We start from the raw sequence: 25,843 nt of genomic DNA, 5'->3' as shown, positions 1-25,843 counted from the left end.
CTCAGCGGAACCTCAGCGGCTTCCTCGCTGCGGGATCGATTTCTGATGTATGTCCGATACACGGCGAAATCGCTGTCCTCGCGAGGAAGCCGCTGAGAACCCGCCGGTGGTCGTTGTGCTCAAGCTGGTCACTGCTCAGCGGCTCCGCCGCTGACAGGACAACGATCAACAACGTCGTTCACCTGGAAAGACAAGATCAAAGGAAGCAACTGAGGTTCCGCCACCCGACCACTGCACAGGCCGAGAACGAAACACAGGATCACGGGATAATGCCGGGTATGGGTGGGCAGGAGGTCGTCGCGCACCGGGGAGCGTCGGCGGAACGCGCCGAGCACACGCTCGGCGCCTACCAGGTTGCGCTGGACCAGGGCGCCGACGCGCTGGAGTGCGATGTGCGCGTGACGCGCGACGGGCACCTGGTGTGCGTGCACGACCGCCGGGTGGACCGCACGTCCACCGGCCGGGGCGTGGTGAGCGAGCTGACGCTGGGTGCGATGTCCCGCTTGGACTTCGCGCAGTGGCACCACGAGCTGCCGGATTCCGCGGACGACCTGGTCTTCGAGCCGCGGGCGAGTCCGGTGGGCGGCGCGTCGCAGCGCCGCATCCTCACCTTCGACGAGCTGCTGGGCCTGGTGCGGGCGCAGTCCCGCCCGGTGCGGTTGTTCGCGGAGACGAAGCACCCGGTGCGCTACGGGGGGTTGGTGGAGGCGAAGCTGACGGCCGCGCTGGCCCGGCACGGGATTTCGGCGCCCGCGCACAAGGACGATTCGCCGGTGGTGATGATGTCGTTCTCGGCGGCGGCGGTGCGCCGGTTCCGCGCGAACGCGCCGGGGGTGCCGACGGTGCTGCTGTTCGACCGAGCGTCGCGCGCGGTGCGGGCGGGGGAGTTGCCGCGCTGGGCGGATCTGGCGGGGCCGAGCGTCCGGTTGCTGCGCCGGGATCCGGGGTTGGCGCGTCGGTTGGCGGCGCGCGGCCGGGACACCTACTGCTGGACGGTGGACGACGCGGCTGACGTGGAGCTGTGCCGCCGCGCCGGGGTGCGGTTCGTGGCGACGAACCGGCCGGGTGCGACGCGGGCGCGGCTGGCGGGCTCTCCCGGTTAGGAACCCGCGGGTGGGTTGACCCGGAACGTCGGGTTCGGGGGCGGCTCGATAGCGTCGGTGGGTCCAATCACACCCAGCGAGGAGGCTTCGAGTGTCGAAGCGAACGGCCCCGACCCAGCGCGCTGAGGGAGCTGTCGGCCCGAGGCAGCCTTGCCCGTGCGGGTCCGGGAAGCGCTACAAGGCGTGCCACGGTGCCGCGGGCGGCTCCGCCGACGTGATCGTGACCAGGCCTTTCGAGGGCCTCGCCGCGGAGGGCGACTTGGTCGCGCTGCGCGAGTTCGTCCCGTCGGCGACGGCGAAGCTGCCGTTGCGGGACGGTTCCGAGGTCACCGTCGCCTCGGTGCTGCCGATGGCGGCGGCCGCGGTGCGGCGCACCGACGGGCAGGCCTTCGTCGGCCTCCAGGTGCAGACCCGTTCGGGTGATCTGAGCCGCGACCTGGCCCGCGCGATCGAGTGGGTGCAGCAGGCGGAGCAGGGCGCGTCGCTGCCGGTGGTGGGTCCGGAGCCGGCGCAGGCCGAGGTGCCGACGCGGCTGCAGGACCTGATCGACCCGGCCGCGGAGCTGGAGGTCGTGCTGCACGAGGACTTCTCGTGGTGGCTGCCGGAGGGCACCGAGGCCACCGGTGACGTCGCGCTGTCGTTGGAGCGGGCGAACGCCGCGATCATGCCGACGGAGCGGTTGTCGGCCGAGGGCGCGCGCTCGGCGTACTGGGTGGACCCGGGCGAGAAGGCGCACTTGCGCTGGGTGCGCCCGGAGCCGGAGGAGAAGCTGCTGGCCGCGCTGGCCCGCCTCGCGGCGCGCGGTGAGCTGGCGTTGGACGAGGACAGCAAGTTCGCCGGTTCGTTCCGCGCCCACGGCGTCCTCGTTCCCGTGTGGGACCTGGACCGCGACAAGCACCCGCGCGAGTGGAACGAGCCCGCCGCCGCGCTGGGCGAGCGCTTGGCCGAGGCGCTGAGCTCGCTGGATTCCACGCCGTTGGACGCCGCCGAGCGCCGTTCCCGCGACGGCCTCCGGGGTCGCCAGATCACCTTGCGCTGACCCGTCGAGCGCGGGCGTCCGCCGAGGTGCGGGCGCCCGCGTCGTTGGGCCGTCCGAGTGAACTCGGATGGTTCCGGCAACCGCTCGGCCGGATCGGGCGTGTCCTTCCGCAGCACAGGTCGTGGAGGGGAGGCGGCGTGACCGCTCAGTTGCCCGCCGTGCGCGCCGCTTCCGAGGCGCAGGTGGGTTGGTCACGCCCGGCACGTCAAGGGGACATGGCGACGGAGGACGATTTCGCGGAGTTCGTGCGCGTCGCCTTGCCGGGGTTGATGCGCTACGGCCACGCGCTCACGGGAAATCCGCACGACGCGGCGGATCTGGTGCAGACGGTGCTGGAGAAGGTCGGCGCGCGCTGGTCGAAGATCCGCCAGCAGTGCGACGAGCCGCGCGCCTACGTCCGCAAGGCGATGGCGAACACGCACGTGAGCCGGTGGCGCCGCACTCGCCGCGAGACGTTGCTGGCGGAGTTCCCGGACGTGCCGGCGGCGGAGGCGCCGGACCGGCTGGAGAACGAGCCGTTGTGGCAGGCGTTGCGCGGTCTGCCGCCGAGGCAGCGCGCGGTGGTGGTGCTGCGCTACTACGAGGGCTTGTCGGAGGCGGAGATCGCCGAGACCCTCGGGGTCAGCGCGGGAACGGTGAAGAGCCAGGCCAGCAAGGCGCTGGCGTCGTTGCGCCGCAAGCTCGGCCCGGTCTTCGAGGGCGGTGGGGTGTGATGGGCGACCTCGACGACGAGCTGCACCGGATGTTCGCCGACGACCGGCTGGACGTGCGGGTGCGCACCGGCGCGGAGTGGTCGCTGGTGGCGGGGGCGCGACGGCGGCGCAAGCGGCAGACGACGGTCGCCGCGGTGGGCGGCGCGCTGGCGATGACGGTGCTGGTGGGCGGCGGCGCGGTGCTCGTTGCGCGGCCCGCGCCGGACCCGGTGCGCCCGGCGGTGCCGCCGGTGGTGAGCACGTCGGAGCGGTCGCCGGGGGACCCGTCGCTCCCGGACGTCACCTCGACGTTCGTCCCGAACGCACCGCACAGGCCGGAGCCCGGTTCGCCGGATTCGGGCGTGGCGCCGCCGTACGGTTCGGACCCGACCAGCGAACGGCTGTCGATCCTGCGCGAGTCGACGTCGGCACCGGACACGACGTCCTCGGAACCCTCGGAGCCGCCGACCTCGGCCCCGTCCTCGGAGCCGAGCACCCAGCCCACCGAGCCCTCCGGCGAGCCCGACTGACCGCCGCACCGAGCCGAGCCGCGGTTCGCGGGGGTGGACGTGCGACGGCCCCGGCGCTGAGGTGCGCCGGGGCCGTCGTTCGTGGTGGGAGCAGGTGTCAGAGCGCTCCGCCAGCGGCCGGGGGAGCGGTCGGGTCGGTGCCTTCGTCGCCGACGGCTTCGCGGGCGAGGAAGTTCTCCACGTCGAACAGGTTCCCGTTGGAGCGGTCCACGACGGCCAGCAGCGTCGACATCTGCGAGACCTCCTCGACCTGTTCCTTGAGGAACCACTGGAGGAACTGCTCGCCGAGGTAGTCGCCTTCGTCGCGGGCGGCCTTGGCCAGCGTCACGATCTCCTGCGTCACTTCGCGCTCCTGCTCCAGGGCGAGGGCGACGAGTTCGCGGGTCTCGGTGAAGTCGTTGCGGACCTCTTCGATGGACGGGATGGCGACCTTGATGTCGTTGTCCATCAGGTACTGCACGATCATCATGGCGTGGTTGCGCTCTTCGACCGACTGGCGGTAGAAGTGCGCGGCCAGGCGCGGCAGGTCCTCGTTGTCGAACCACACCGCGACCGCGAGGTACTGCTGCGAGGCGGTGAGTTCGTTGCGCACCTGGTCCTGCAGCAGCTGGTGGAAACGGGATTCGCGCGGCTGGATCTTCTTGGCGGTCGTGGTCATGGCTCGAAGAATACGCTCCAATTGACACCTCGCAATTCATCAGGCAACCCTTGGGAATGTTCGCCGAACCTTCCTTAAGTTTACTTTGCCTTATTGCGGCAAGGCAATCCTAAGTGGATTCATCAGGGTCTGTGGAAGACCTGTCGGGCATCCTCGCGGGGATCGGTCGTACGCAGCCGGGAGATGATCGCCGCTGCTTCCTCGGAGCCGTCGTAGGCCGTCGAGTACTCGGCGGCTCCGTCGGTGACCAGCAGGTAAACCTGATCGGCCTGCCCGTGCTGCTTGGCCCACCGCAGGCCGCAATCCCACCGCCCGAGGATGCCGGGGTCGGCATCAAGCGCCGCGGCCACTTCTCGCGCGGTGCGCCTGAGGTTGGTCTCCCACGTGCGATCGGCATGGCCGCGAACGATTTCCTCGATGTATTGCCGGTGTGGAACCGCAGTTCCCCGGGAGGCTCGACATCCCCGAGGCAGTGCACCGTGAAATCGGTCCACGCGATGTGGTCGTAATCATTGCCGAACCGCTCGTGCTCGATCCGCGCACTGGCGAATCCGCACCTTCGACGCCGCAGTCGCACCGCCACGGCGCCCCGCGAGGAGTCTCAGAACGGCGTCGGGCAGCCGGCTGATGACGCGGGGCAGTGCAGCAGGTCGAGATCGCGGTGTGCGAGGTGCCGGGCGATGAACTCGGGGACCGAGTCGCGGTTCCTGTCCAGCCAGCGAGCCAGCGTCAAGATCGTGACTGCGGATGCCCCGGCTTCGCGTAGCGCGGTGGCCGCGCTCTGAGCATTGCCGCCGGTGGTCCACGTGTCATCGAGGAGCAGGACGTGGTGCCGCGCGGGATCGGTGCCCGAACCCACCTTCCACATCCTGGGCAGCCACTCCCGTGGCGTTCTGCGGAATTCGGGCCCGGGGACCAGCGTGATCTCCGTTCCCACCGCACCGCCGTGCGGCTTCAACGTCCGGGTCGTCGGGAGCACGACGGTGTGCAGGAGATGTCTGGTCGCCGGGGTGTGAGTGGAGGGCGCGACGGCCCAAGCGGTGACGGGTTCGCCGACCACCTGCCGGATGCAGCGCTCGTGAAAGCCGAACCCCAGGCGGCAGAGCAATTCCAGTTGCTTCGTCCCAGCGGGGGTGGTGGCCCTGGTCTTGTAGTTGTGCATGAGGTGGCCGGACTGAGCGCCTTTGATCGCGTAGACGAGTGGCACGACGAGATCTGCCAGCGCACCCCCGAACCGGCGAGCGTGCTGGGCGGTCTCGTTGCAGCGGAAGCACAGCTCGAATCGGGGCTTCACCGGCGTGGTGCAGACGCGGCAGGTGACCCCTTCGCGTCGCACGGTGTTTCGCAGGAATCCGCCACCGATGCGCGCCGCGAGCTCTTCGAGTCGTTCGAGATCAGCGATGGCTCTGACCGCCCTGGTCGCGAATCAGCTGGTCCACCAGGTCTTCGGTCGGCACGCTGGGGTTCAGCGCTTCCTCGACCAGGTCCATTACCTCTTGGGTGCCGGATGCGACGTGCACTCCTGGGCGTCGGGCGATGTCCTTCGCCCAGGTGTTGGCCTCGACGACGTTGTCGACGAGGATCACCGGGCGGCCGTGCTCCACGGCTTGCCGGGCCTGGATGCGGGCTCCGCTGTGCTCACCGGCTTCGACGATGATCGTGGCCCGTCCGTAACCGGACATGACGGCGTTGCGCATGGGGAAGTTCTGGCGTTGAGGCGGCGCGTCCGGCCAGAACTGGGAGAGCACCAGGCCGTCCCGCGCGATGTGTTCCTGGAGGGCGCGGTTCTCGGCCGGGTAGGTGACGGTGATGCCCGTCCCCACGCAGGCGACGGTTCGGCCACCTGAGTCGAGTGCCGCCGTGTGCGCCGCCGTGTCGATTCCGCTGGCGAGTCCCGACACCACGGTGATGTTCCGCTCCGCGAGGTTGCGCGCCAGCGTGCTCGCCACCTGCAAACCCCGGGCGGAGGCTTTTCGGGAACCGACCACGGATACTCCTGGGTCTGCCGCGCGCAGTGATCCTCGGCTGAACAGCACCGGCGGCATCTCGTGCACCTCCCGGAGCTGTGCCGGGTACTCGTGGTCGAGGAAGGTCGAGAAGTGGAAGTCTTCGGCGCGCCACCGTTCGATGTCCGCGGATGCTTCGGCGAGCGCCGCGGGCTCGGTGTTGAAGAGGTCTCCCGGTACCAGGCCGTCCCACACCGATCGAGCGCTTCCCGAGCTGCTGACTTCAGCGGTGATGTCGGGCCACGACATCCGTTGCGGGCGTTCCCGCAACAACGCGATCAGTGCTGCTCGCTCGGTGTCGTCCCAAACCGGGGACGCCGGGCCGGTTCGTGCGTCGACCATCGTGCTCACCTCGTCACACCCCCTGGCCGGACCTGCGAGTTCATCCTGTCACGGACGCTATCGGCCCACGGTCGCACGAAGCCCCGACACAGCCGATCGAACGGCTCAGCGGGGGCGTTCACAGGGAGGTGAGGAACGCCGTCCACTGGGATCGGGTGAAGCCGAGCGTGCCGCCGGTGCGGTCCTTGGTGTCGCGCACGGCGACCGCACGCTCGGCCACGGCGACCTCGACGCAGTGTGAGTTGTTGGCGCTGCGACTGGACTTCCGCCAGCCGAGCGCATCATGCGGCGTTGTGGCTTCGATCCTCTTCATGGATCTCACTATAGGAGCGGCTCAAAGCTCACTGGCGGCCTTCTTGATCAGCTTGAGGGAATCTTCCCTGCTCAGCGAGTGCTCGGCCGCAGAGGAAACGGCGATGCTGTACTCGCGCACCGCCAGTTGACTGGAGGTCAAGCGGGTCGAGGTCACGGTCTCTTGCCAGAGCATCGTCGGGAGTCGTCCACTCGGGAAGTCCAGCAGCAGGAAGGACGAACCGCCGAGGGCGTCACCTCCGGTCGCCTCGAACGGAACGATCCACACTTCGACGTGGTCCTCTTGCTTCTCGATGAGGTTTGCCAAGTGGTTCAGCTGGTTCCGCAAGGTGAGCCGGCCGCCGATCTGCTGTCGCAGGGCGGCTTCGGTCATGATCGTGCGCAGCCGCAGCGGATCATCGCCGGTGAGTCGTCGTTGCCGCATCATCCGGCACTCGACTCTGCGATCGGATTCGGCAAGCCGGACGTTGGGCGTTCCGGATTCGATGATCGCGCGTGCGTAGTCCTCGGTCTGAAGAAGTCCGTTCACCAGTCCGTTGTCGTAGGTGCAGATGCTCTCCGCGCCGTGTTCCAGGCCGAAAAGGCGGAGGAGTTCGTTGCTGAACAGGGCGCTGTAGCCGGTCCACCAGGCTCGGCGACTGCCTTCGTCGCGGAGTTCGCGCAGCTCGTCCTGCTCTTCCGAAGTGAACTCGTAGGCGTCGAGCAGCGCTTCCATCTTGTCGGGCGAGAGGTTCTTCTTGCCCTTCTCAACTTCGGACAGGAACGCGGGCGTGATGCCGATGCGCTTCGCGCTCTCGCCACCGGCGAGGCCTTCGGCTTCGCGTTTCTCGCGGATTCTGCGTCCCAGCGCCCAATTCGCGACGGTCGGCGAGCTCGGTGCCACGTCCATCACCTCGTAGTCGATCACTCGATCAGGTCTAGGTCGCGCCAGTTGCTAGCTAATTCGCTCGCGCATCCCTAGGTTCATGTTCAGACGGTGACGATAGACCACTCCGGGTCACCGTCGGCGGCGGCCCTGGAACCGGTTCCTCCCCGACCGGCCGGGGCCGGGGCCGCCGTCCTCCCTGGTGGATTCCGTTGGAACGAGAGGTGATCGTCGTGCTCGGTGGTAGCTCAGGTCTGGTCGTGTACTGGCGCCCGATGCGCGGCGAGCGGCACGCGTTCAGCCCGGATCGGCCGCCGCGCGAAGGCGAGGTGCGCAGCGCGCTGTGCGGCACCTCGGACGAGCTCGTCGAACCGTCCGATGTGGACTGGCTGGACCCGACCTGCGAGGAATGCGGGCGGCAGGCCAGGAACCTGCTCGAACTGCGGCAGCGGGCGCGGCCCTGACTACAGCGATTCGCGGGTGATGGGGCAGGACATGCAGCGGGGGCCGCCGCGGCCGGTGCCGAGTTCGGAGCCGCTGATGCGCACGACCTCCACGCCGGCGGCCTCCAGCCGGGAGTTCGTCTCCACGTTGCGCTCGTAGGCGACGACGACGCCGGGGGCCAGGGCGAGGGTGTTGTTGCCGTCCTCCCACTGCTCGCGTTCGGCGGTGACCGGGTCGAGGCCGGTGTCGATGACGCGCAGCCGGTCGATGCCCATCGCGTGCGCGGCGCTGGTCAGGAACGGTTCCGGGCCGGAGACGTCCACGCCGCCGTCCTTCGGGCGCAGCGAGTACGCGGTCAGCGAGTGCTGGATCGCCGGGTACATCACCACGGCGTCCTCGGCGACCATCGTGCACACCGTGTCCAGGTGGATCGACGCGCGCTGCTGGGTGATCGGCACCGCGAGCACCGTGTGCGCGAGGTCGTCGGCGAACATCGAGCGGGCGAAGGACTCCGCACCCGCCGGGGTGGTGCGCTCGCCGACGCCGATCGCGACGACGCCGGGCGCCAGCAGCAGCACGTCGCCGCCTTCGACGGGCGCCGAGTGCGCGCCGTACGCGCGGCCGGACCGGGAGAAGCGCGGGTGGTAGGCGTAGATCAGGTCGGTGATCGCGGATTCGCGGCGGCGCGCGGGCATCGCGAGCGAGGCGACCGCGACGCGATCTCCCACCCACACCGAGGAATCGCGGGTGAACAGCAGGTTCGGCAGCGGGGTGAGCGCGAAGTCGTGCGGCAGGTGCATCCGGCGCACCAGCGAATCGCCTTCGGCGGCGGGCAGCTCCTCGAACGTCATGCCCGCGATCAGCGCCTCCGCCAGCGCCCGTTCGTCCACTGTGGACAGGTGGGAGCGGAGGGCGTCGGCGATGTCGGTGCCGATCTCGCGTTCGTCCACCGCGCTGAGCACCGCCGCTGCCCGCGCGCGGGGGTCGCGCAGCGTCTCGATCAGCAGCTCGTGCAGCAGCACCACGTCGATGCCGCGGGCGCGCAGCACCTCGGCGAACGCGTCGTGCTCGGCCTGCGCGCGGTCCACCCACGGGATCGCGTCGAACAGCAGCTGATCGCTGTTGCGCGGGGTGAGGCGCTTGAGCTCGTTGCCCGGCCGGTGCAGCAGGACGGTGCGCAGCGGGCCCACCTCGCTGCGCACGTGCGGTTCGGTCGTGCTGCCGGATTCGTTCACGATGCCGCCTTCAGCCGTGTTCGCCGTCGATACCGGAGCCTAGTCGCCACGATCGAAAACAGCGCTGGTCAGCCGACAAAAACATCGATCGTTGCGCGAGAACGGGAGTCGATCAGCGGTTCGTTGCGTCCGGGTGGTGACTCGGATCGTGCGAGGATCAGGGCAGCCAGCCGACGTGCCCGCGCAGCGCCGCGTAACCCACGAACGCCACCACGTCGATCAGCGCGTGCCCGATCACAAGCGGCCACAACCGGTTCGCGCGCTGCCACACCCGGCCGAAGACCAGGCCCATCACCACGTTGCCCACGAAACCGCCGAAGCCCTGGTACAGGTGGTAGCTGCCGCGCAGCACCGCCGACACCCACAACGAGCGATTCTCCGACCAGCCCAGCTGGCGCAACCGCGTCAGCAGGTAGGCGACCACCAGGGCCTCCTCGGCGAACGAGTTGCCGAACGCCGAGAGCACCAGCACCGGCGCCCGCCACCACGCGTCGTCCAAAGTGGACGGCTGCACGGTGAGGCTCAGGCCCAGCGCGTGCGCCGTCAGGTACAGGCCCAGGCCGGGAACGCCGATCAGCGCCGCCAGCCCCGCGCCGCCCGCGGCGTCGCGCCACGGCCGCGAGCGGTCCATGCCGATCCGGTGCAGCGCCACACCGCCGCGCCACAGCAGGAAGATCCCCAGCCCGCCCCACGCGAACAACCGCAGCGCGCTCGCGAGCTGCCGCAGCAGGTCCAGCAGCCCCGACTCGGCCTGCGGGGCGTTGATCGCCACCGACTGCTCCGCCAGCGACTGGGCCTGGGTCAGCGCGTCCAGCAGCGACAGCAGGCTCTGCAGGCCCGACATGCCGAGCGTCACCGCGAACACCAGGAGCAGCTCGATGCCGATCGCCCGCCGCTGCGCCGGATCGGTCAGCCGGGCCGGTTGCTCCGGGCGGGACGGGAACAGCCACTCGCGCACAGTGCTCACCCGGTGAACCGTACCGGTGGGGGCGCGGCGTCCAGCGGAAACGGCATCCCGCGCCGTGCGGTGGAAATCCGGCAAAACCGGGGACGGGATCCGAGGAACGATCCGCGCCGCGCCGACATCCAAGCCCGGCGCGAACGCACGCGGCCGGGAGGAGCGGCATGGACGGATTTCGGGTGTTCCTGCGCGGCGAACCCCGCATCGACCTGGTGCTGGCCTCGCTCCAGCTCCAGCACCCGTTCGCGGTGCTCGACGGCCCCATCGGCTCCACCGGGCTCGTCGGAGTGCGCGCCGCGGTCCTGGTGGAGCTGTGCGAGGACCACGACGAACCCGGCGGGCTCGGGCGGTACCCGCTGCTGGTGCGCTTCACCGGAACCGACGGCCCGGAGCGGGCGTGGCGCGCGGCGCACGCGTTCCTCTGGACGGTCACCCGCGGCGGCGAGGTCGACGAAGCGCTGCTGCTCGGACCCGGCACGGCACCGCTGCGCTACCACCGGGGCCGCATCGCCCCGGTGCGCGCCGTGCACTCCGAGGACTGATCAGGCCGAGCGCTGACCCGCCAAGAAGGGGCAGCCGACCAGGCGGCGCAGCTCCAGGCCCAGCGACTCGGCGTTGTCCACCGGCGCCGAGAACGCCAGCCGCACGTCGTGATCGCCGTCGGCCGACTCCACCCGCAGCCGCAACCCGAACCGGTCCAGGCCCAGCGGCCGGATGTGCCCGCCGCGCAGGTCGTCCGGCAGGTGCCGGGCGAGCATGCCCACCACGTCCCGGTGCGCGCTCTCCAAGTGCCGCAGCCAGTCGTCCTCGAACAGGCAGAACGGGTCCGGTTGGGCGGCGGTGAACTCCGCGGCAGGCACCGAGCAGGTGCCCTCCGCGTCCGCCAGCACCAGCGACGCGGGCTCCAGCTTCAGCACCGACGCCCCGTGGCCCGCGTCCAGCAACCGGCTGTCCGGGCGCTGTTCGGCGACCGCCAGCACGTCCTCGCGGGCGTCCGAGCCCGTGAGCACCCGGATCCGGCCGGTCAGCCACAGCAGCCCGCGCACCGGTTCGCGCAGCCGCACCGGGGTGGGGTCGGCGACCTCCAGCACCACGGCGATCTCGGTGCGCGGCGCCTGCCACGCGGTCGCGACCAGCGGGTGATCATCGCCGAGCAGCACCGTCGCGGTGCCGTCGGGATGCACGTGGTGCAGCAGCGGAGCGATCCGGGCGGAACTCTCCCCGGAAGGCATCAACGCGGCCCTGCCACCTCGTCGAGCTATCGTCCTGGCCCGCTCCGCCGGGGTCGGCTTGGCCGGGCGACGTGTCGTCCTCTCGCGCACCGCTCACCTCCAACTTAGGTAAGCCTAACCCAGCAGGTCCGCAGGGGAAAGCCGCTACCCGTATTACCAGTTGATCGGATTTCCGCGGCGCGTCCCGAAGGGTGAATTCCACGCCGTGGGACGGGTTCCGGGCCGCGCCGAGATCGACCCGGTGATCGCGGGCGGCGGTCCGATCACGGCCTCCCGGCGCGGTGGGACGATCGGGCGGGCCTGCGCGACGATCGGGAGGAAAGTCGTTCCGATCGCCCGGCGGGGCGTGGCGGTTAAGATCAATCCGTTCACCGGAACGGCCCGCTCCGGCCGAAGGCCGCCACCCGGCCGGGGCAACGGCACCGCGAACGCCCGCCACCTGCGGTGATGATCCCCCGAACGAGGGCCGCCGGAGACCGCCGAACGTCCGTATATCGGCCACCTTTGTTCACTGAACGGCGCGGCATTAGCGTGTCTGCCGTGTCAAGCGCTGTTGAGCTTCGCGCGCCGGGTCCGCGCGGCATCCCGCCCCTGTTCGCCCGACTGGTCGACGACGCCGCGCTGTTCCCACCGGGGAGCGCGCAAGTCGCCCAGGCGGTCGACGACCACCTAGCCGCCCGAGCGGGCGAGTACTCGGGGGTGCTGGGCCCGATGCTGTGCCAGGCGTCCCGGCTCGCCGAGCTCATCACCGAGCTCGCCAAGGCCAAGCCGGCCGAACCGGTGCCGCTGTCGCTCGTGTGCGACACCGGCCTCGGCGGCGTGCCCAAGGCGCTGTCCATCATCGAAGGCCGCCAGGAACTCCTGGCGCTGCGCATGGTCGAGATGCCCGCGCCCTCCGACGTCGACGACGTGTGGCTGGAACGGGTCTCCGAGTTCGTGCCCGAGGACGTCGTCCGCGTCGTCGAACCGCGCCGCAGCCCCGAAGGCTGGCTGGAGGGGATCAAGCGCGTCGCCGAGCACGGCTGCTGGCCGAAGCTCCGCACCGGCGGCCCCACCTCCGAGTCGGTGCCGCCCGTCGACGTCGTCGCCGACTTCCTCGCCACCGTCAGCACCCTGAGCGTGCCGTTCAAGACCACCGCGGGCATGCAGGCCGCGATCCGCGGCGCCGACCCGGAGACCGGGTTCATGCAGCACGGCTTCCTCAACCTCCTGGTGGCCACGGCGCGCTGCCTGTCCGGCGGCGACGTGCGCGACGCGCTGTCGAGCGACGACGGGGAAGTCCTCGCGGCCGAGGCGAACTCGCTGTCCGACGCCGCCGCGACCGCGGTGCGCGACGTGTTCGCCTCCTACGGTTCCTGCACGCTGACCGGTCCGGTGACGGACCTGGAAGGGCTGGGGCTGTTGTGACCTGGATCGAGGACCCCGAGTTCGCCGCCGACAAGCCGTTCGGGCCGCAGACGCTGCCCTACGGAGTGCTGGTGACCTCGCAAGGTCCGGTGATCTCCGTGCGCGTCGGCAAGCACGCCTTGCCGCTGCGCGGGATCGCGGACGTGCTGGGGCCTCGGCTGGCCGAGCTGGTCAGCGCGAACTCGCTCGATCCACTGCTGGCCGCCGGGCGGGAGCGGTGGCGGGAACTGCGGGAGCGGCTCACCGGGATCGTCATCGCCGGGTCGGCGCCGGCCGGTGCGGAACTGGTGCGCACCGACTGGCACACGCTGGTGCTGCCGTTCACCGTCGGCGACTACGTGGACTTCTACTCCTCGCGCCACCACGCCGAGAACGTCGGCCGCATCCTGCGCCGGGGCGCCGCCGAACTCCCCGACAACTGGACGCACCTGCCCATCGGCTACCACGGCCGGGCGGGCACCGTGCGCGTCTCCGGCACCGACGTGCCGCGGCCCAGCGGGCAGCGGCGCACCACCGGCGACCGGAACCCGGCGTTCGGACCCACCCGCAGGCTCGACTTCGAAGCGGAGGTCGGCTTCATCTGCGGCGGCGAGACCACCGCGCGGGTGCCGACGGAGGACTTCGCGGAGCACTGCTTCGGCGTGGCGCTGGTCAACGACTGGTCCGCGCGGGACCTGCAGGCCTGGGAGTCGCAGCCGCTCGGGCCGTTGCTGTCGAAGTCCTTCGCGACGTCCGTCGCCGGGTGGATCACGCCGCTGGAGGCCTTCGAACACGCCCGGATCGCGCTGCCCGAACGGGAGCACGCGCTGCACGACTACCTCACCGAGACCGACCCGTGGGGGCTGGACCTGCGGCTCGAAGTGCGGTGCAACGACATCGTGCTGTCCCGGCCCCGGTTCGCCGACATGGCGTGGTCCCCGGCGCAGCAGCTCGCGCACCTCACCGTGAACGGGGCGACCGTGCGGGCCGGGGACCTGTTCGCCTCCGGCACCGTGTCCGGGCCCGCGCGGGACCAGCGCGGCTGCCTGCTGGAGCTGACCTGGGGCGGCTCCGAACCGATCACACTGGACGACGGCGAGCAGCGCACCTTCCTCCAGGACGGAGATCGGGTCACACTCGGTGGAACCGCGCCCGGACCGGACGGTTCGGTGATCGGCCTCAGCGAGGTGACGGGCACGGTGCTGTCCGCGACCTGGAGGTGACCGGTGACCCGACCCACCGACCCCGCTCGGTCCCCGTTGCCGCACCGCCCGCGCGGGCGGGACGACTCCGCGCCGCCCAAGGAGACCTCGCTGACCCTGGAGCGCGGGCTGAACCTGCTGCAGGCCGTCGCCGAAGCCGACGGTGCCGCGCCCACCATCAGCGACCTCGCCGCGACCGTGGGGGTGAGCCGCGCGGCCGTGTACCGGCTGCTCGGGCCGTTGCAGGCGCGCGGGCTGGTGCGGCGCGAAGGGTCCCGGGTGCGGCTCGGGCTCGGCGTGCTGTGGGTGGCGGGGCGGGTGCTGCCGCAGCTGCGGTTCGCGTCGCTGCCCGCGCTGCGCGGACTCGCCGAGCACGTGGGCGCCACCGTGCACCTCACCGTCGCCGACGGCGGTGAGGCGCAGGCCATCGCCGTGGTGGAGCCGTCGTGGACGAGCTACCACGTGTCCTACCGGGTCGGCACCCGTCACCCGGTGCAGCGCGGCGCGGCGGGACGCGCCGTGGACCTGCCGCCGAACGGGCCGCGCTGGGTGGTCAGCAGCGGCGAGCTGCACACCGGTGCCTACGGGGTCGCCGCGCCGGTCCAGGGCGTGCCGGGACTGCGCGCGAGCGTCGGCGTGGTGTCCCTCGAACCCCTCGTCGGCGACGAGGTCGGCCCCCTGGTCTCCGACACCGCCCGAGCCGTCGCCGAAGCCCTCCGCTGACGCCCGGACCGCCTCCCCTCCTTCGCCGAACCCCGTTCAACCTCCCGCAATTTCGGTCGGCCGGAGCGCCGTCGGGACGAGTGTCTTTGCAGCTCGTCGGGGGTTGCCGTGCTGATGTTGCGAGGCAGAGGGGTTCGATCTCTCGCGAAATTGCGGGAGTTGTCCACAGGGTGGGTGAGGTGAGCGGGGGTGTGGACAGGTCCGTTCGTGATGGGGTGCCGACGGGGAGGAACTCCGGCGCGGAGGGTTCCGATCTCGGCGCGGGGTTGGTAGAAAGATCGCAGCCCTCGGTGGCGCGGAAGGACGTAAGTCCTGGTCCGGACAGGACCTAGGGCCCCTCCAGGAGGGACGGCGGCCCCTGAGCCGGGCGCGGCGCGCACCGGCAGACTGGCCCCGTGGAACTCCTCGACATCGCCCGGTGGCAGTTCGGGATCACGACCGTCTACCACTTCCTGATGGTTCCGCTGACCATCGGACTCTCCCTGCTGGTCGCGGGGATGCAGACGGCGTGGTGGCGCACCGGGAACGAGCGCTACCTGAAGATGACCCGCTTCTGGGGCAAGTTGATGATGATCAACTTCGCGATGGGCGTGGTCACCGGCATCGTGCAGGAGTTCCAGTTCGGCATGGCGTGGAGCGAGTACTCCCGCTTCGTCGGCGACGTGTTCGGCGCCCCGCTGGCGATGGAGGGGATCGTCGCGTTCTTCGTCGAATCCACCTTCCTCGGCCTGTGGATCTTCGGCTGGGACCGGCTGTCGAAGGGCGTGCACCTGGCCTGCGCGTGGGCGTTCTCGCTGGCCACGGTCGCCTCCGCGTACTTCATCCTCGCCGCGAACTCGTGGATGCAGCACCCGGTGGGCATCGAGGTGGTCGACGGCAGGCCGCGGATGAACTCCATCTGGGCGGTGATGACGAACAACACCGTGCTCGCCGCGTTCCCGCACACCATCTTCGGCTGCTTCGCCGTGGCCGGGTCGTTCCTCATCGGCATCGCCGCCTACAAGATCGCCGAGCACCACCGGAACTCCGGCCACGACGACGAGGACCGCAAGCTGTGGCACGGCTCGATGCGGCTCGGCGCGTGGGTCGGCGTGATCGCCTTCGCGGGCCTGGCGCTGTCCGGTGACGTGCAGGGCAAGCTGATGTTCGAGCAGCAGCCGATGAAGATGGCCTCCGCCGAAGCGCTCTGCCACACCGAGCAACCCGCCAGCTTCTCGATCTTCGCCTACGGCGACGTCGGCAGGCAGAACTGCGAGGACGTCAAGAGCTTCACCGTGCCGTACATCCTGTCGTACCTGGCCAACGGCGACTTCACCAGCGAGGTCAAGGGCGTGCAGGCGCTGGTGCCCGAGTACCAGGCCGCCTACGGCACGCACTACCCGGACGATGCGCGGCTCGGCGCGTTCGCCGGGCAGCCCATCGACTACGTGCCGAACCTGCCCGCGACCTACTGGGGCTTCCGGTTCATGATCGGCTTCGGCGGGATGGCCGCGCTCGGCGCCGTCGCGGTCCTGTGGTTCACCCGCAAGGGCCGGTTCCCGAAGGGGCGCTGGTGGGCGCCTCTGGCGGTGGCGAGCATCGCGACCCCGTTCCTCGGCAACGCGTTCGGCTGGATCTTCACCGAACTCGGCCGCCAGCCGTTCGTCGTCGCGCCCAACCCGAACCCGTCCGGAGTGGACGGCGTGTGGATGTACACGGCCTCGGCGGTGTCCTCCGGGGTGACACCGGGCGAGATGCTCACCTCGCTGATCGCCCTCACCGCCGTGTACGGCGTGCTGGCCTGCGTCGAGATCTTCCTGATCGTGCGCTTCGTCAAGGGCGGCGTAGCAGCGACGATGCCCCACGAACCACCAGACGACGAAAAGTCCGACGACGACACGCTTTCGTTCGCTTACTGAGCCGAGGAGGGCGGTTTGGCTGTCAGCCGTGTCTTGTCAGCGGCGGAGCCGCTGAGCAGCGACCACCTCGGCAACTCGACCACCGGCGGGTTCTCAGCGTTCTTCTCGCGAGGACAGCTTTTTCCCTCGTGGCGGAGCCACTCGGGAAAAAGATCCCGCAGCGAGAAGAACGCTGAGGTTCCGCGACCCGACCCACTGAGCAACTCAGCCACCTTCTGGAGACCGTGATGGACCTGCCCACCTTCTGGTTCGCCTTGATCGCCTTGTTGTGGTTGGGGTACCTGTTCTTGGAGGGCTTCGACTTCGGCGTCGGCATGCTGCTGCCGGTGCTGGGGCGCGACGAGCGCGAGCGCCGGGTGCTGATCAACACGATCGGGCCGGTGTGGGACGGCAACGAGGTCTGGCTGATCGTCGCGATCGGCGCCACGTTCGCCGCCTTCCCCGGCTGGTACGCCGCGTTGTTGAGCACGACCTACCTGCCGCTGCTGCTCCTGCTGCTGATGCTCATCGGGCGCGGCGTCGCGTTCGAGTACCGCGGCAAGGTCGACACGGCGCGGTGGCGGCGCACCTGGGACGTCGTGATCGTCACCGCGTCCTGGATCGCGCCGATGATGATCGGGCTGGTGCTGTCGGCGAGCGTGTTCGGCCTGCCGCTGGACGCCAACGGGGACCGCGTCGGCGGCCCGCTGGTGCTGCTGACCTTGCCGAACGTGCTGGGCGCGCTCGCGGTGTGGGGCTTCTCGTTCCTGCACGGCGCGGTGTTCCTGTCCTTGAAGACCGCCGGTGAGGTGCGGGAGCGGGCCCGGAAGTTCGCGCTGCGCTTCGGAGCGCCGCTGCTGCTGCCGGTGATCGGCCTGCTGCTGCTGGCGCAGCTGCCCCAGGGCGACCCGTGGACGTGGGTGCCGCTGGGCGTCGCGCTGGCCGCCGCGGTCGCCGGGCTCGCCCGGATGATCTCGTGGCGGGAAGGCCAGGCGTTCGCGCTGCAGGGCATCGCGCTCGCGGGCGTGGTGGTGACGCTGTTCGGCGCGCTGTGGCCCAACGTCATCCCGTCCACCTTGGACCCGGCGTGGTCGCTGTCGGTCGCCGACACCGCCTCCAGCCCGTACACCCTCACCGTGATCACCTGGGTCGCCGCGTTCGGCACCCCGGCCGTGCTGGTCTACCAGGGCTGGACGTACTGGGTGTTCCGCAAGCGCATCGGCACCCAGCACATCCCGCCGGTGCACGCGCCGTGAGCGGGCCGCTGGGCGCGCTGCCCCGGCTGTCGCGGTCGGCCCGGCTGGCGCTGCTGGCCGCCGGCGCGCTGGCCGCGGGCAACGCCGCCGCGCTGATCGTGCAGGCGTGGGCGCTGGCGAGCGCGCTCGCCGAGGTCGTCACCGACGGCGTCGACCCGGACGCGATCACCGGGCGGCTCGCGGTGCTGGCCGGGGCGATCGTCGCCCGCGCCGCGCTCGGCTGGGCCACCGAGTTCGTCTCCGCGCGGGCCGCCGCCGGCGCGAAGGAGGAACTGCGGGCGAAGCTGCTCGACTCGGCGCTGCGGCGCGGACCGGAGTGGATCCAGGAACGCGGGCCGGTCGAGCTCACCGCGCTGGCCACGAAGGGCCTCGACTCGCTCGACGCGTTCTTCACGAAGTACCTGCCCGCGCTGGTCACGGCCGCCGTCGTCCCGTTGCTGGTGGGCGCGTGGATCCTGCTCTCCGACGGGGTCTCGGCGGTGACGATCCTGATCACGGTGCCGCTGATCCCGCTGTTCGCGTGGCTCGTCGGCCGCTACACCGAGCAGCGCACCGCCCGCGCCACCGACTCGACGCAGCGGTTGTCGGCGCAGCTGCACGAACTGGTGCGCGCGCTGCCGGTGCTCACCGCGTTCCGCCGGGCGGGCGCGCAGCGGGCCGTGGTGCGCCAGGTCAGCGAGCGGCACCGGCGCAGCACCGTGGCGACGCTGCGCATCGCGTTCCTGTCCGCGCTGGTGCTGGAGCTGTTCTCCTCGTTGTCGGTGGCGTTGGTCGCCGTCGGTATCGGGCTGCGGCTGGTGTCCGGCGAGCTGGACCTGGCGACCGGGCTGATGGTGCTGGTGCTCGCCCCCGAGTGCTACCTGCCGCTGCGCGCGGCCGGGGCCGCCCACCACGCCAGCGAGGACGGCGTGGAAGCGGTGCGCCGCGCGGACGAGGTGATCTCCACCGATGAGTCCGATGTGGACGCCGGCTCCACTGGAGCCGGGCCGCTCGCCGCCGCCGGGGAGCTGCGCGTGCGCGACCTAGCCGTGGCGCGGCGCGGCGGGCACGCGCCGGACGGGATCGGCTTCACCGCCCGGCCCGGTGAAGTGCTGCGGCTCGACGGGTTCGACGGCATCGGTCCCAGCGGCAGCGGCAAGTCCACCACCTTCGGCGTGCTGCTCGGCTTCACCCGGCCCGAGCGCGGCACCGTCGAGTACGCGGGCACCGACCTGCGCGAGCTCGACCCGGCCGCCTGGCGCGGGCACCTCGCGTGGGTGCCGCAGCGGCCGGTGTTCACCGGCGGCACCGTCGCCGACGAACTCGAACTCGCCGTCACCGACCAGCCCGACGGCACCGCCGCCGCCATCCCCGACGTGCTCGCCGAGGCCGCCGCCGCGCACCTGCGCGACCGCGCGGTCGACGGGCTGTCCACCGGGGAGCGCCAGCGCGTCGCCGTGGCCCGCGCCCTGCTGCGGTTGCGCGGCACCGCGCGGGTGCTGCTGCTCGACGAGCCGACCGCGCACCTCGACACGGCGACAGCGCGCCAAGTCGACAAAGCGATCGAGCGGGCCGCCGAGCGCGGCGCCACCGTGGTCCTCGCCAGCCACCGCCCCGACATCGACGCCGCCGGACCCGAACCGGAGCCCGCCGCCGACGGATCGCCGGGCGCCGTGCCCGGCCTGCCCCCGGCACGCGGCACCCTCCGCGAGCTGATCACCCCGCGCACCCTGCTCGGCGTGGTGCTCGCGGCGCTGTCGCTGCTGTCCGGGCTCGCGCTGACCGCGACCTCGGCGTGGCTGATCGCCCGCGCCTCGCAGCAGCCGCCGATCCTCGTGCTCACGGTCGCCGTCGTGGGGGTGCGCCTGTTCGCGCTGTCGCGCGCCGCGCTGCGCTACGTCGAACGCCTCGTCACGCACGACGCCGCGTTCCGCTTCGCCGGATCGCTGCGGGAACGGCTGTGGGACGCGCTGGTGCGGATCGGGCCCGCCCGCACCGCGGGGCTGCGCCGCGGCGACGGGATCGCGCGGCTCGTCGACGACGTCGACGCGGTCCGCGACCTGGTGCCGCGGGTGATCCTGCCGCCGCTGGCCGCCGTGCTCGTCGCGCTCGCCGCCGTGGTGCTGCAGACCCTCGTGCTGCCCGCGGCGGGAGCGCTGCTGGCCGTCTCGTTGCTGGTCGCGGGCATCGGCGGCGCCGCTGCGGCGCTGTTCGCCGAGCGCCGCGCCAGCACCGCCGTCGCCGCCGGGCGGCGCCACGTCGCGGACCGGGTGCTGGCGCTGCTCGACGGCTCCGCCGAGCTGCTCGCGTTCGGCGCGCACGCCTCCCGCCGCGCCGAGCTCGCTGAAGCCGACGCCCGGCTCGCGGCCCGCGCCCGCCGCGCCGCGTTCGCCACCGGAGCCGCCACCGCGGTGAGCGCGCTCGCCATCGGCGTCGCCGTGCTCGGCGGGGCCTGGCTCGCCGCCGGGGCGGTCGCGGCCGGACGGCTCGCTCCGGAACTCGCGCCGCTGCTCGCGCTCGTCCCGCTCGCCGCCGCCGAAGCCGCCGCGGCCCTGCCGCCCGCCGCGCAGCAGTGGCGGAACCTGCGCGCCGCGCAGGACCGGCTCGCCCCGCTGCTCGCGGCGGGCGGGACCGGCACCGAGACCCCGGAGCCATCGCCGGACGGGAGCATCGACCTGCGCGACGTCGACGTGCGCTGGCCCGGCGCCGCCGAACCCGCGCTGCGCGGCGTCACCCTCGCCGTCCCGCCCGGCACCCACGTCGCCCTCGTCGGCCCCTCCGGCAGCGGCAAGTCCACGTTGCTGGCGCTGCTGCTGGGCTTCCTGCCCGCCGAACGCGGCACGGCGCGGCTGCCGAGCCAGGCCGCCTGGTGCCCGCAGGAACCGAACCTGGTGTCCACCACCGTCCGGGAGAACCTGCGGATGTCCGCGCCGCGCGCCGACGACCGGGAGCTCGCCGACGCGCTGCGGCTGGCCGGGCTGCCCGGCTGGGGTGAGCGGCTAGGCGAGTTCGTCGGCGCCGGCGGCACCGCCCTGTCCGGCGGGGAGGCGCAACGCCTCGCCCTGGCCCGAGCGCTGCTCGCCCCCGGCCCGCTGCTGCTCGACGAACCCACCGCGCACCTCGACGTCGAGACCTCGACCGCACTGCTGCACCGGCTGCGCGCGGAGACCGAACGCACCGTCCTGCACGTGACGCACCGGCCCGCCGAGACCGAAACCGCCGACCTCGTCCTGCACGTGCGCGACGGGGGAGTGGTCACCGCCACCCCGCACCCCGGGTAGTGCTTCGCCCGCCGTTGCCGGTCATCGTCCTGTCAGCGGCGAAGCCGCTGAGCAGTGACCACCAAAGCAGGACGACCACCGGCGGGTTCTCAGTCGTCTTCTCGCGAGGACGGCTTTTTCCCCTCGTGGCGGAGCCACTTGGGAAAAAGACCCCGCAGCGAGAAGACGACTGAGGTTCCGCTGAATGACCCGCTACCCAAGACGGACACCCGAGCCACGCTCAAGACAGTCCCTGGACGGAGGGCTAGCCTCGTGCACGCCATGGATTCCGCACTCGCCCGGCGCATGCTGGCCGCTTCCACCGAGATCACCAAGGCGGCGCTGTCCGCCGACGATCCCGACGTGGTGCTGCCGATGGTGGTGCGCCGCGCCGCCGCGCTCGCCGAAGCCGACCTCGGCCTCGTCATGGTGCGCGCCGACGACGGCAGGCTCACCGTCGAAGCCGCCTACCCCGCCCAGCCCGAAACCGCGGGCGACCCCGTCGGCGCCGTGCTCTCCGCGCGTTCCGCCGCCGCCCGCGTCTCCCGCAGCGGCGTGCCGATCGTGGTCGACGACCTCATCGACGACCCGCTCACCGCGCCCTACGTGCCGTCCTCGCTGCGGATCTACGGGCCGTTCGCGGTCGCCCCGTTCGGCACGCGGGAACGCAGGCTCGGGGCGCTGGCCGTGTACCGGCGGCGCGGCGCCCCCACGTTCACCCGCGTCGCCGTCGAAGTGCTCACCGGCTTCGCCGCGCAGGCCGGGCTCGCGCTGGTGCTCGCCGAGGGCTCCACCGCCCGCGAGCGCATCGCCGTCTACCAGGAGCGGGAACGCATCGCCCGCGACCTGCACGACGTGATCGTGCAGCGGCTCTACGCGGCGGGGATGCAGCTCGAAGTGCTCGACCGCAAGCTCACCGGACGGCTCGCCGCCGAGGACTCGGCGCGGCTCACCGACACGATGGACCAGCTCGACCAGACCATCGCCGAGGTCCGCGCCACCGTGCGGACCTTGCGGTCCGCCGACCCGGACACGCCCGCGCACGCCCCGGACCTGGCGGATTCGATGCGTTCCGAAGTGCAGATCGCGGGGGAACTGCTCGGCAGGCCGCCGAAGCTGGAGATCGAGGGCGACCTCACTGAGGTCCCGGTCGCGCTCGCCGACCACGCCCGCGCCGCGATGCGCGAAGCGCTGTCGAACGTGGTCCGCCACTCCGGGGCGCGTTCGGTGCTGGTCCGGATCCGCCGCTCGGCCCGCTCCATGCGGCTGCAGGTCGTCGACGACGGCTGCGGCATCCCCCGCGACGTCACCAAGCGCGGCCTCCGCCACCTGGAGGAGCGCGCCGCGGCAGCGGGCGGCAGCTGCGTCATCCACTCCTCCCCGGACAGCGGCACCACAATCACCTGGGAAGTCCCGCTTTGATTGGGTCCCTTCTGCGAACGGCCTGCTTAGCGGGTCGGGTGGCGGAACCTCAGCGGCTTCCTCGCTGCGGGATCGATTTCTGATGTAGCTCCCTACACGGCGAAATCGCTGTCCTCGCGAGGAAGCCGCTGAGAACCCGCCGGTGGTCGACTTGCTCAAGCCGGTCGCTGCTCAGCGGCTCCGCCGCTGACAAGACGAAGATCAAAAGATCAGCGAACAACCCGCCTTGCGGCCGAAGGCCGTGCCTCGCGGCGAAGCCGTGCCTTGGGCGAGCGGAGCGAAGTCTGCCTTGCGGCCGTAGGCCGTGCCTGTATGTGCGAAGCACATAGCCCACGTCAAGAAGACACCTGAGGTTCCGCTACCCGGACACCCGAGCAAAACGAGCCCAGGAACACCGTCACCCCTGCCGACGGGCCACCCAGGCTGCTGCTTGGGTGCGGCGTTCCATGCCTAGTTTGGCGAGCACTGCGGTGACGTAGTTCTTCACGGTCTTCTCCGCCAGGAAGAGGCGTTCCGCGATCTGGCGGTTCGTCAGGCCTTCGCCGATCAGGTCCAGCACTTTGCGCTCCTGGTCGGTGAGCGCGTCCAGTTCGTCGGCGGGGCGGTCGGCGCCGCGGCGCATCCGCTCCAGCACTCGCGCGGTGGTCACCGGGTCCAGCAGCGAGCGCCCGGCCGCGACTTCGCGCACCGCGTTGACCAGGTCGCGTCCGCGCACCTGTTTGAGCAGGTAGCCGGCGGCGCCCGCGTTGATCGCCCCGATCAGCGCCTGCTCGTCGTCGAACGCGGTGAGCACCAGGCACTGCGGCGGCACCGGCAACGCCCGCAGCCTGCGGCACAGGTCGAGGCCGTCGCCGTCGGGAAGCCGCATGTCGACCACGGCCACGTCGGGTTCCGCGGCTTGCGCCCGGACCACCGCCTCGCCGACTCCGCCGGCCTCGGCGACGACGTCCAGGTCCGGCTCGGTGCTCAACAGGTCCCGCAAGCCGCGGCGAACCACTTCGTGATCATCGACGAGCAGCACGCGTACCGGCACGTCCTCACGCTACGACCGACTCCACCGGACGTGCAGGTAAGGGTGCCCTGAGCCGGGCGCGAACGGGTCTCGTTCGCGCCCGGGAGGGGTCAGCGGCGGCGGGCCTTGCGGGCGGCCTTCTTCGCCTGCTTGACGTTGAGCTGGGTCTGCTCCGCCACGCGGGAGGCGCCGTGCTTGGCGCGGTAGGCGACGGACGGTTTGCCCTCGGTGTCGACCGCCGTGATCAGCAGCCCGCCGAGCAGGCCCAGGTTCTTGAAGAAGTGGATCTGCTGCCCGGCGCGCTCTTGCGGGTCGTCGAGCTCCCAGAACCGGTGGCCGGCGAGCGTCGTCGGCACCAAGGTGCCCGCGAGCAGCAGCGCGGACAGCCGCGGGGCCTTGCCGAGCGCCAGCAGCACGCCGGCGCCGACCTTGACCGCGCCGTCCAGCTTCACCAGCGTCACCGCGTCGGTGGGCACCTGCTCCGGCAGCGTGTCCTCGACTCGCCCGACCGTCTGGTCCAGCACGGGTTGAGCGGTCTTGGTGAGCGCTTCGGGATTGCGCAGGGCGCCGATGCCGCCGTAGATGAACATCGCAGCGAGCATCGGACGGGCCAAACGGCGGACGATCATGAGACCTCCTCAGTGGACGCGGCCCCGACCGTACCGCGCCGCGTGCCGGTGCTCCGGCTCTGCTGTTGATCTTCACTCCAGGTGCGTCCCGTTCGCGCGAGATGTCGGGGTGCTCCCGGTTCCGCGCGGAGTGCCGGTCGGGTGATCGGCGAAAAGCCCTGGTCAGCGACCAGTGCGGAGTGTCGTGGGCGGCGAATCGAATCTTCTTCGCTGCGCCGGGAACAATCCGCAAAGTTGAGTCGTTGAGGCTCATGTAACCGCAGTGACCGGGCATCCGCTTCGGTGATGACCCGGCTTCGATGAGGGAGTGATGAGTGATGGCTCTTGCCGTTCGTGGCTGGGACGCGTTCACCGGCCTGGACCGTGAGTTCGACCAGCTGGTCCGCGGCGCCTTCGCCGGTCGCGGTGGTTCCGGACAGGCGTTCGCCCCCGCGGCGGACGTGCTGCGGGACGGTGCCGACCTGGTGTTCCGGCTGGACCTGCCCGGGGTGGACGTCGAGCAGGACGTGACGGTCGAGGTCGCCGACGGGACGCTGGCGATCAGCGGCAGTCGCACCACCCGCGCCGACGCTCCGGCCGAAGACGAGCCGGAAGCGCCGCGCGCGCTGGTCCGGGAGCTCCGCGGCGGATCGTTCAGCCGTCGCTTCCGGCTGCCGAAGGGCGTGACCGGTGACCAGGTCGAAGCGGACTACGACCGCGGCGTCCTGGAGGTCCGGGTGCGCGGCGCGCTGGAACAGGCGACCCCCACCAAGGTCACCATTCGCGCTCGGAATGCGTCGGAGTGACCTGTGTAGGGGTCGGGTGGCGGAACCTCAGCTTCCTTCTCGCTGCGGGATCTTTTTCCCGAGTGGCTCCGCCACGAGGGAAAAAGCTGTCCTCGCGAGAAGGAAGCTGAGAACCCGCTGGTGGTCGGCTTGCTCAAGCTGGTCACTGCTCAGCGGCTTCGCCGCTGATAAGAAGCTGACCGGAAAAGGTGCTGAGCCGTGGATCAGTTCTGGTCGGCGCGGGCGAAGACCTCGTCCCAGGCCGCGGCGACCTGGTGGGCGCACAGGCGGGGGTTCACGCCGCCGACTCCGGTGCCGAGGCCGGGCAGCGCGATGGTGCGCACGACGTCGCGCACCCGCATCCCGTTCTCCAGCACCCCGTGCGTCCACAGCCGCAGCACCGCTCGCGCGGCCAGGTACGGGTGCACGGTGTCGGAGGGCAGCACCTCGCCGGGAGTGCGCATCGTGGGCGAACTGACCAGCCAGGCGGGCGACGGGGCTCCGGTGGGCACGAGCAGCGCCTCACCGACCGGCAGCTCCCCGCCGTGGTAGGCGAGCACCGCGCTGCGCACCGACTCCTCCACGTTCGGGAAGGCGCGCGAGTACAGGGCGTCGACCCCGCCGCGCATCCACCCGTACGAGTTGGCCGGGCTCACCACCGCGTCCACCCGCAGGTCGAGCACCGATCCTTGGTGGACGTCGAGGTTGTCGCGGTCGGTGGCGACATCGCGCCATGCTGCCGTCAGCGGCTCGTCCAAGGCGCAGAGGACGAGCCGGAGCTCCGGTTCCGCTCGGTCTGCTGAGCGCTCCGAATCCGCGGTCACCCGCACAGCATCGCAGGAACGGACGACTGAATGTAATTGGGTAGGTCACACCTTCGGGGAATGATGATCACCGATCTGGGGTCGGGGGAG

26 protein-coding genes are annotated in these 25,843 nt (G+C 71.3%); 14 read left to right on the top strand and 12 right to left on the bottom strand.

Features of this window, described 5'->3' with window-relative positions; genetic code table 11:
* Positions 1–278 precede the first annotated feature (278 nt).
* The 4 genes from BJ969_RS27735 (at position 279) to BJ969_RS27720 (ending at position 3,364) form a co-directional block, all read left to right on the top strand.
* Positions 279–1,103: a glycerophosphodiester phosphodiesterase family protein gene (locus BJ969_RS27735; RefSeq protein ID WP_221315957.1), complete on the top strand. Its 825-nt coding sequence runs from the start codon at positions 279–281 to the stop codon at positions 1,101–1,103.
* A 91-nt stretch (positions 1,104–1,194) separates the two neighbouring features.
* Positions 1,195–2,142 (top strand): DUF5926 family protein, encoded by a 948-nt coding sequence (locus BJ969_RS27730; RefSeq protein ID WP_184483878.1) that lies wholly within the window; start codon positions 1,195–1,197, stop codon positions 2,140–2,142.
* Between the two features lie 137 nt (positions 2,143–2,279).
* Complete coding sequence (locus BJ969_RS27725) at positions 2,280–2,855, top strand: SigE family RNA polymerase sigma factor (RefSeq protein WP_425503585.1); 576 nt, start codon at positions 2,280–2,282, stop codon at positions 2,853–2,855.
* Positions 2,855–3,364, top strand: coding sequence for a hypothetical protein (locus BJ969_RS27720; RefSeq protein WP_184483876.1), 510 nt, complete (start codon positions 2,855–2,857; stop codon positions 3,362–3,364). Before BJ969_RS27725 ends, BJ969_RS27720 begins: the two co-directional genes overlap by 1 nt.
* 97 nt (positions 3,365–3,461) lie before the next feature.
* Here BJ969_RS27720 and BJ969_RS27715 read toward each other — a convergent pair whose 3' ends face one another.
* The 6 genes from BJ969_RS27715 to BJ969_RS27690 form a co-directional block, all read right to left on the bottom strand.
* Complete coding sequence (locus tag BJ969_RS27715) at positions 3,462–4,022, bottom strand: ferritin (RefSeq protein WP_184483874.1); 561 nt, start codon at positions 4,020–4,022, stop codon at positions 3,462–3,464.
* 122 nt (positions 4,023–4,144) lie between these two features.
* On the bottom strand, positions 4,145–4,372 hold the full coding sequence (locus BJ969_RS27710; protein WP_184483872.1) for a hypothetical protein: 228 nt from the start codon (positions 4,370–4,372) through the stop codon (positions 4,145–4,147).
* Between the two features lie 251 nt (positions 4,373–4,623).
* Positions 4,624–5,229 carry a hypothetical protein gene (locus BJ969_RS27705; RefSeq protein WP_184483870.1) on the bottom strand — a complete coding sequence of 202 codons (606 nt, stop codon included), beginning with the start codon at positions 5,227–5,229 and terminating at the stop codon, positions 4,624–4,626.
* A gap of 187 nt (positions 5,230–5,416) precedes the next feature.
* On the bottom strand, positions 5,417–6,370 hold the full coding sequence (locus BJ969_RS27700; protein ID WP_184483869.1) for a DNA-processing protein DprA: 954 nt from the start codon (positions 6,368–6,370) through the stop codon (positions 5,417–5,419).
* A 118-nt stretch (positions 6,371–6,488) separates the two neighbouring features.
* Complete coding sequence (locus BJ969_RS27695; RefSeq protein WP_184483867.1) at positions 6,489–6,683, bottom strand: DUF397 domain-containing protein; 195 nt, start codon at positions 6,681–6,683, stop codon at positions 6,489–6,491.
* 21 nt (positions 6,684–6,704) lie between these two features.
* Entirely contained in the window at positions 6,705–7,589 is an 885-nt protein-coding gene (locus tag BJ969_RS27690) for a helix-turn-helix domain-containing protein (RefSeq protein ID WP_343071630.1), read from the bottom strand.
* Between the two features lie 170 nt (positions 7,590–7,759).
* On the opposite strand from BJ969_RS27690, the gene BJ969_RS27685 reads away from it, so the two are divergent.
* Complete coding sequence (locus BJ969_RS27685; protein ID WP_184483865.1) at positions 7,760–8,011, top strand: HC3 family zinc finger protein; 252 nt, start codon at positions 7,760–7,762, stop codon at positions 8,009–8,011.
* On the opposite strand, the gene BJ969_RS27680 is transcribed toward BJ969_RS27685, so the two are convergent.
* Together BJ969_RS27680 and BJ969_RS27675 are read right to left on the bottom strand one after the other, a co-directional pair.
* On the bottom strand, positions 8,012–9,193 hold the full coding sequence (locus tag BJ969_RS27680) for an arginine deiminase (RefSeq protein ID WP_184485941.1): 1,182 nt from the start codon (positions 9,191–9,193) through the stop codon (positions 8,012–8,014).
* Positions 9,194–9,383: 190 nt separating this feature from the next.
* Entirely contained in the window at positions 9,384–10,193 is an 810-nt protein-coding gene (locus BJ969_RS27675) for a CPBP family glutamic-type intramembrane protease (protein ID WP_184483863.1), read from the bottom strand.
* Positions 10,194–10,351: 158 nt separating this feature from the next.
* Here BJ969_RS27675 and BJ969_RS27670 point away from each other — a divergent pair, with 158 nt between their 5' ends.
* Positions 10,352–10,729: a hypothetical protein gene (locus tag BJ969_RS27670; protein ID WP_184483861.1), complete on the top strand. Its 378-nt coding sequence runs from the start codon at positions 10,352–10,354 to the stop codon at positions 10,727–10,729.
* On the opposite strand, the gene BJ969_RS27665 is transcribed toward BJ969_RS27670, so the two are convergent.
* Positions 10,730–11,509 (bottom strand): DUF2470 domain-containing protein, encoded by a 780-nt coding sequence (locus tag BJ969_RS27665; RefSeq protein WP_343071629.1) that lies wholly within the window; start codon positions 11,507–11,509, stop codon positions 10,730–10,732.
* 450 nt (positions 11,510–11,959) lie between these two features.
* On the opposite strand from BJ969_RS27665, the gene BJ969_RS27660 reads away from it, so the two are divergent.
* The 7 genes from BJ969_RS27660 (at position 11,960) to BJ969_RS27630 (ending at position 22,524) form a co-directional block, all read left to right on the top strand.
* Entirely contained in the window at positions 11,960–12,826 is an 867-nt protein-coding gene (locus BJ969_RS27660) for a hypothetical protein (protein ID WP_343071628.1), read from the top strand.
* Positions 12,823–14,028, top strand: coding sequence for a fumarylacetoacetate hydrolase family protein (locus BJ969_RS27655; protein WP_184483857.1), 1,206 nt, complete (start codon positions 12,823–12,825; stop codon positions 14,026–14,028). Before BJ969_RS27660 ends, BJ969_RS27655 begins: the two co-directional genes overlap by 4 nt.
* 36 nt (positions 14,029–14,064) lie before the next feature.
* The gene (locus BJ969_RS27650; RefSeq protein ID WP_221316946.1) at positions 14,065–14,730 is read left to right on the top strand and encodes an IclR family transcriptional regulator; all 666 of its coding nucleotides are present in this window, start codon (positions 14,065–14,067) and stop codon (positions 14,728–14,730) included.
* A gap of 395 nt (positions 14,731–15,125) precedes the next feature.
* Positions 15,126–16,628, top strand: a complete 1,503-nt coding sequence (locus BJ969_RS27645) for a cytochrome ubiquinol oxidase subunit I (protein WP_184483853.1) — start codon at positions 15,126–15,128, stop codon at positions 16,626–16,628.
* Between the two features lie 227 nt (positions 16,629–16,855).
* Positions 16,856–17,863 (top strand): cytochrome d ubiquinol oxidase subunit II, encoded by a 1,008-nt coding sequence (gene cydB, locus BJ969_RS27640; protein WP_184483851.1) that lies wholly within the window; start codon positions 16,856–16,858, stop codon positions 17,861–17,863.
* Complete coding sequence (cydD, locus tag BJ969_RS27635; RefSeq protein ID WP_343071627.1) at positions 17,860–21,123, top strand: thiol reductant ABC exporter subunit CydD; 3,264 nt, start codon at positions 17,860–17,862, stop codon at positions 21,121–21,123. The genes cydB and cydD overlap by 4 nt, the downstream gene beginning before the upstream one ends.
* A 261-nt stretch (positions 21,124–21,384) precedes the next feature.
* Complete coding sequence (locus BJ969_RS27630) at positions 21,385–22,524, top strand: GAF domain-containing sensor histidine kinase (RefSeq protein WP_184483849.1); 1,140 nt, start codon at positions 21,385–21,387, stop codon at positions 22,522–22,524.
* A 397-nt stretch (positions 22,525–22,921) separates the two neighbouring features.
* Here BJ969_RS27630 and BJ969_RS27625 read toward each other — a convergent pair whose 3' ends face one another.
* Together BJ969_RS27625 and BJ969_RS27620 are read right to left on the bottom strand one after the other, a co-directional pair.
* Positions 22,922–23,557: a response regulator gene (locus BJ969_RS27625; protein WP_184483847.1), complete on the bottom strand. Its 636-nt coding sequence runs from the start codon at positions 23,555–23,557 to the stop codon at positions 22,922–22,924.
* Positions 23,558–23,646: 89 nt separating this feature from the next.
* Positions 23,647–24,165 carry a DoxX family protein gene (locus tag BJ969_RS27620; protein WP_184483845.1) on the bottom strand — a complete coding sequence of 173 codons (519 nt, stop codon included), beginning with the start codon at positions 24,163–24,165 and terminating at the stop codon, positions 23,647–23,649.
* Positions 24,166–24,482: 317 nt separating this feature from the next.
* Here BJ969_RS27620 and BJ969_RS27615 point away from each other — a divergent pair, with 317 nt between their 5' ends.
* A complete protein-coding gene (locus BJ969_RS27615) occupies positions 24,483–24,950 on the top strand; it encodes an Hsp20/alpha crystallin family protein (RefSeq protein WP_184483843.1) in 468 nt (155 codons plus the stop codon).
* A gap of 203 nt (positions 24,951–25,153) precedes the next feature.
* Here the strand turns inward: BJ969_RS27615 and BJ969_RS27610 are convergent, their stop codons facing one another.
* Positions 25,154–25,753 carry a macro domain-containing protein gene (locus BJ969_RS27610; RefSeq protein ID WP_425503584.1) on the bottom strand — a complete coding sequence of 200 codons (600 nt, stop codon included), beginning with the start codon at positions 25,751–25,753 and terminating at the stop codon, positions 25,154–25,156.
* Positions 25,754–25,843: the final 90 nt, after the last annotated feature.

It is taken from the genome of Saccharopolyspora gloriosae, from assembly GCF_014203325.1.
In the GTDB taxonomy this organism is placed as follows: Bacteria; Actinomycetota; Actinomycetes; order Mycobacteriales; family Pseudonocardiaceae; genus Saccharopolyspora_C; species Saccharopolyspora_C gloriosae.
Note: the sequence above shows the minus strand (reverse complement) of the source record. Positions and strands in the feature narration are given on the sequence as shown.

Coding starts and splice junctions, on each gene's coding strand:
- BJ969_RS27715 (WP_184483874.1), bottom strand. CDS start 4,022: ATGACCACGACCGCCAAGAAGATCCAGCCGCGCGAATCCCGTTTCCAC.
- BJ969_RS27615 (WP_184483843.1), top strand. CDS start 24,483: ATGGCTCTTGCCGTTCGTGGCTGGGACGCGTTCACCGGCCTGGACCGT.
- BJ969_RS27700 (WP_184483869.1), bottom strand. CDS start 6,370: ATGGTCGACGCACGAACCGGCCCGGCGTCCCCGGTTTGGGACGACACC.
- BJ969_RS27695 (WP_184483867.1), bottom strand. CDS start 6,683: ATGAAGAGGATCGAAGCCACAACGCCGCATGATGCGCTCGGCTGGCGG.
- BJ969_RS27670 (WP_184483861.1), top strand. CDS start 10,352: ATGGACGGATTTCGGGTGTTCCTGCGCGGCGAACCCCGCATCGACCTG.
- BJ969_RS27720 (WP_184483876.1), top strand. CDS start 2,855: ATGGGCGACCTCGACGACGAGCTGCACCGGATGTTCGCCGACGACCGG.
- cydB (WP_184483851.1), top strand. CDS start 16,856: ATGGACCTGCCCACCTTCTGGTTCGCCTTGATCGCCTTGTTGTGGTTG.
- BJ969_RS27735 (WP_221315957.1), top strand. CDS start 279: ATGGGTGGGCAGGAGGTCGTCGCGCACCGGGGAGCGTCGGCGGAACGC.
- BJ969_RS27630 (WP_184483849.1), top strand. CDS start 21,385: ATGGATTCCGCACTCGCCCGGCGCATGCTGGCCGCTTCCACCGAGATC.
- BJ969_RS27620 (WP_184483845.1), bottom strand. CDS start 24,165: ATGATCGTCCGCCGTTTGGCCCGTCCGATGCTCGCTGCGATGTTCATC.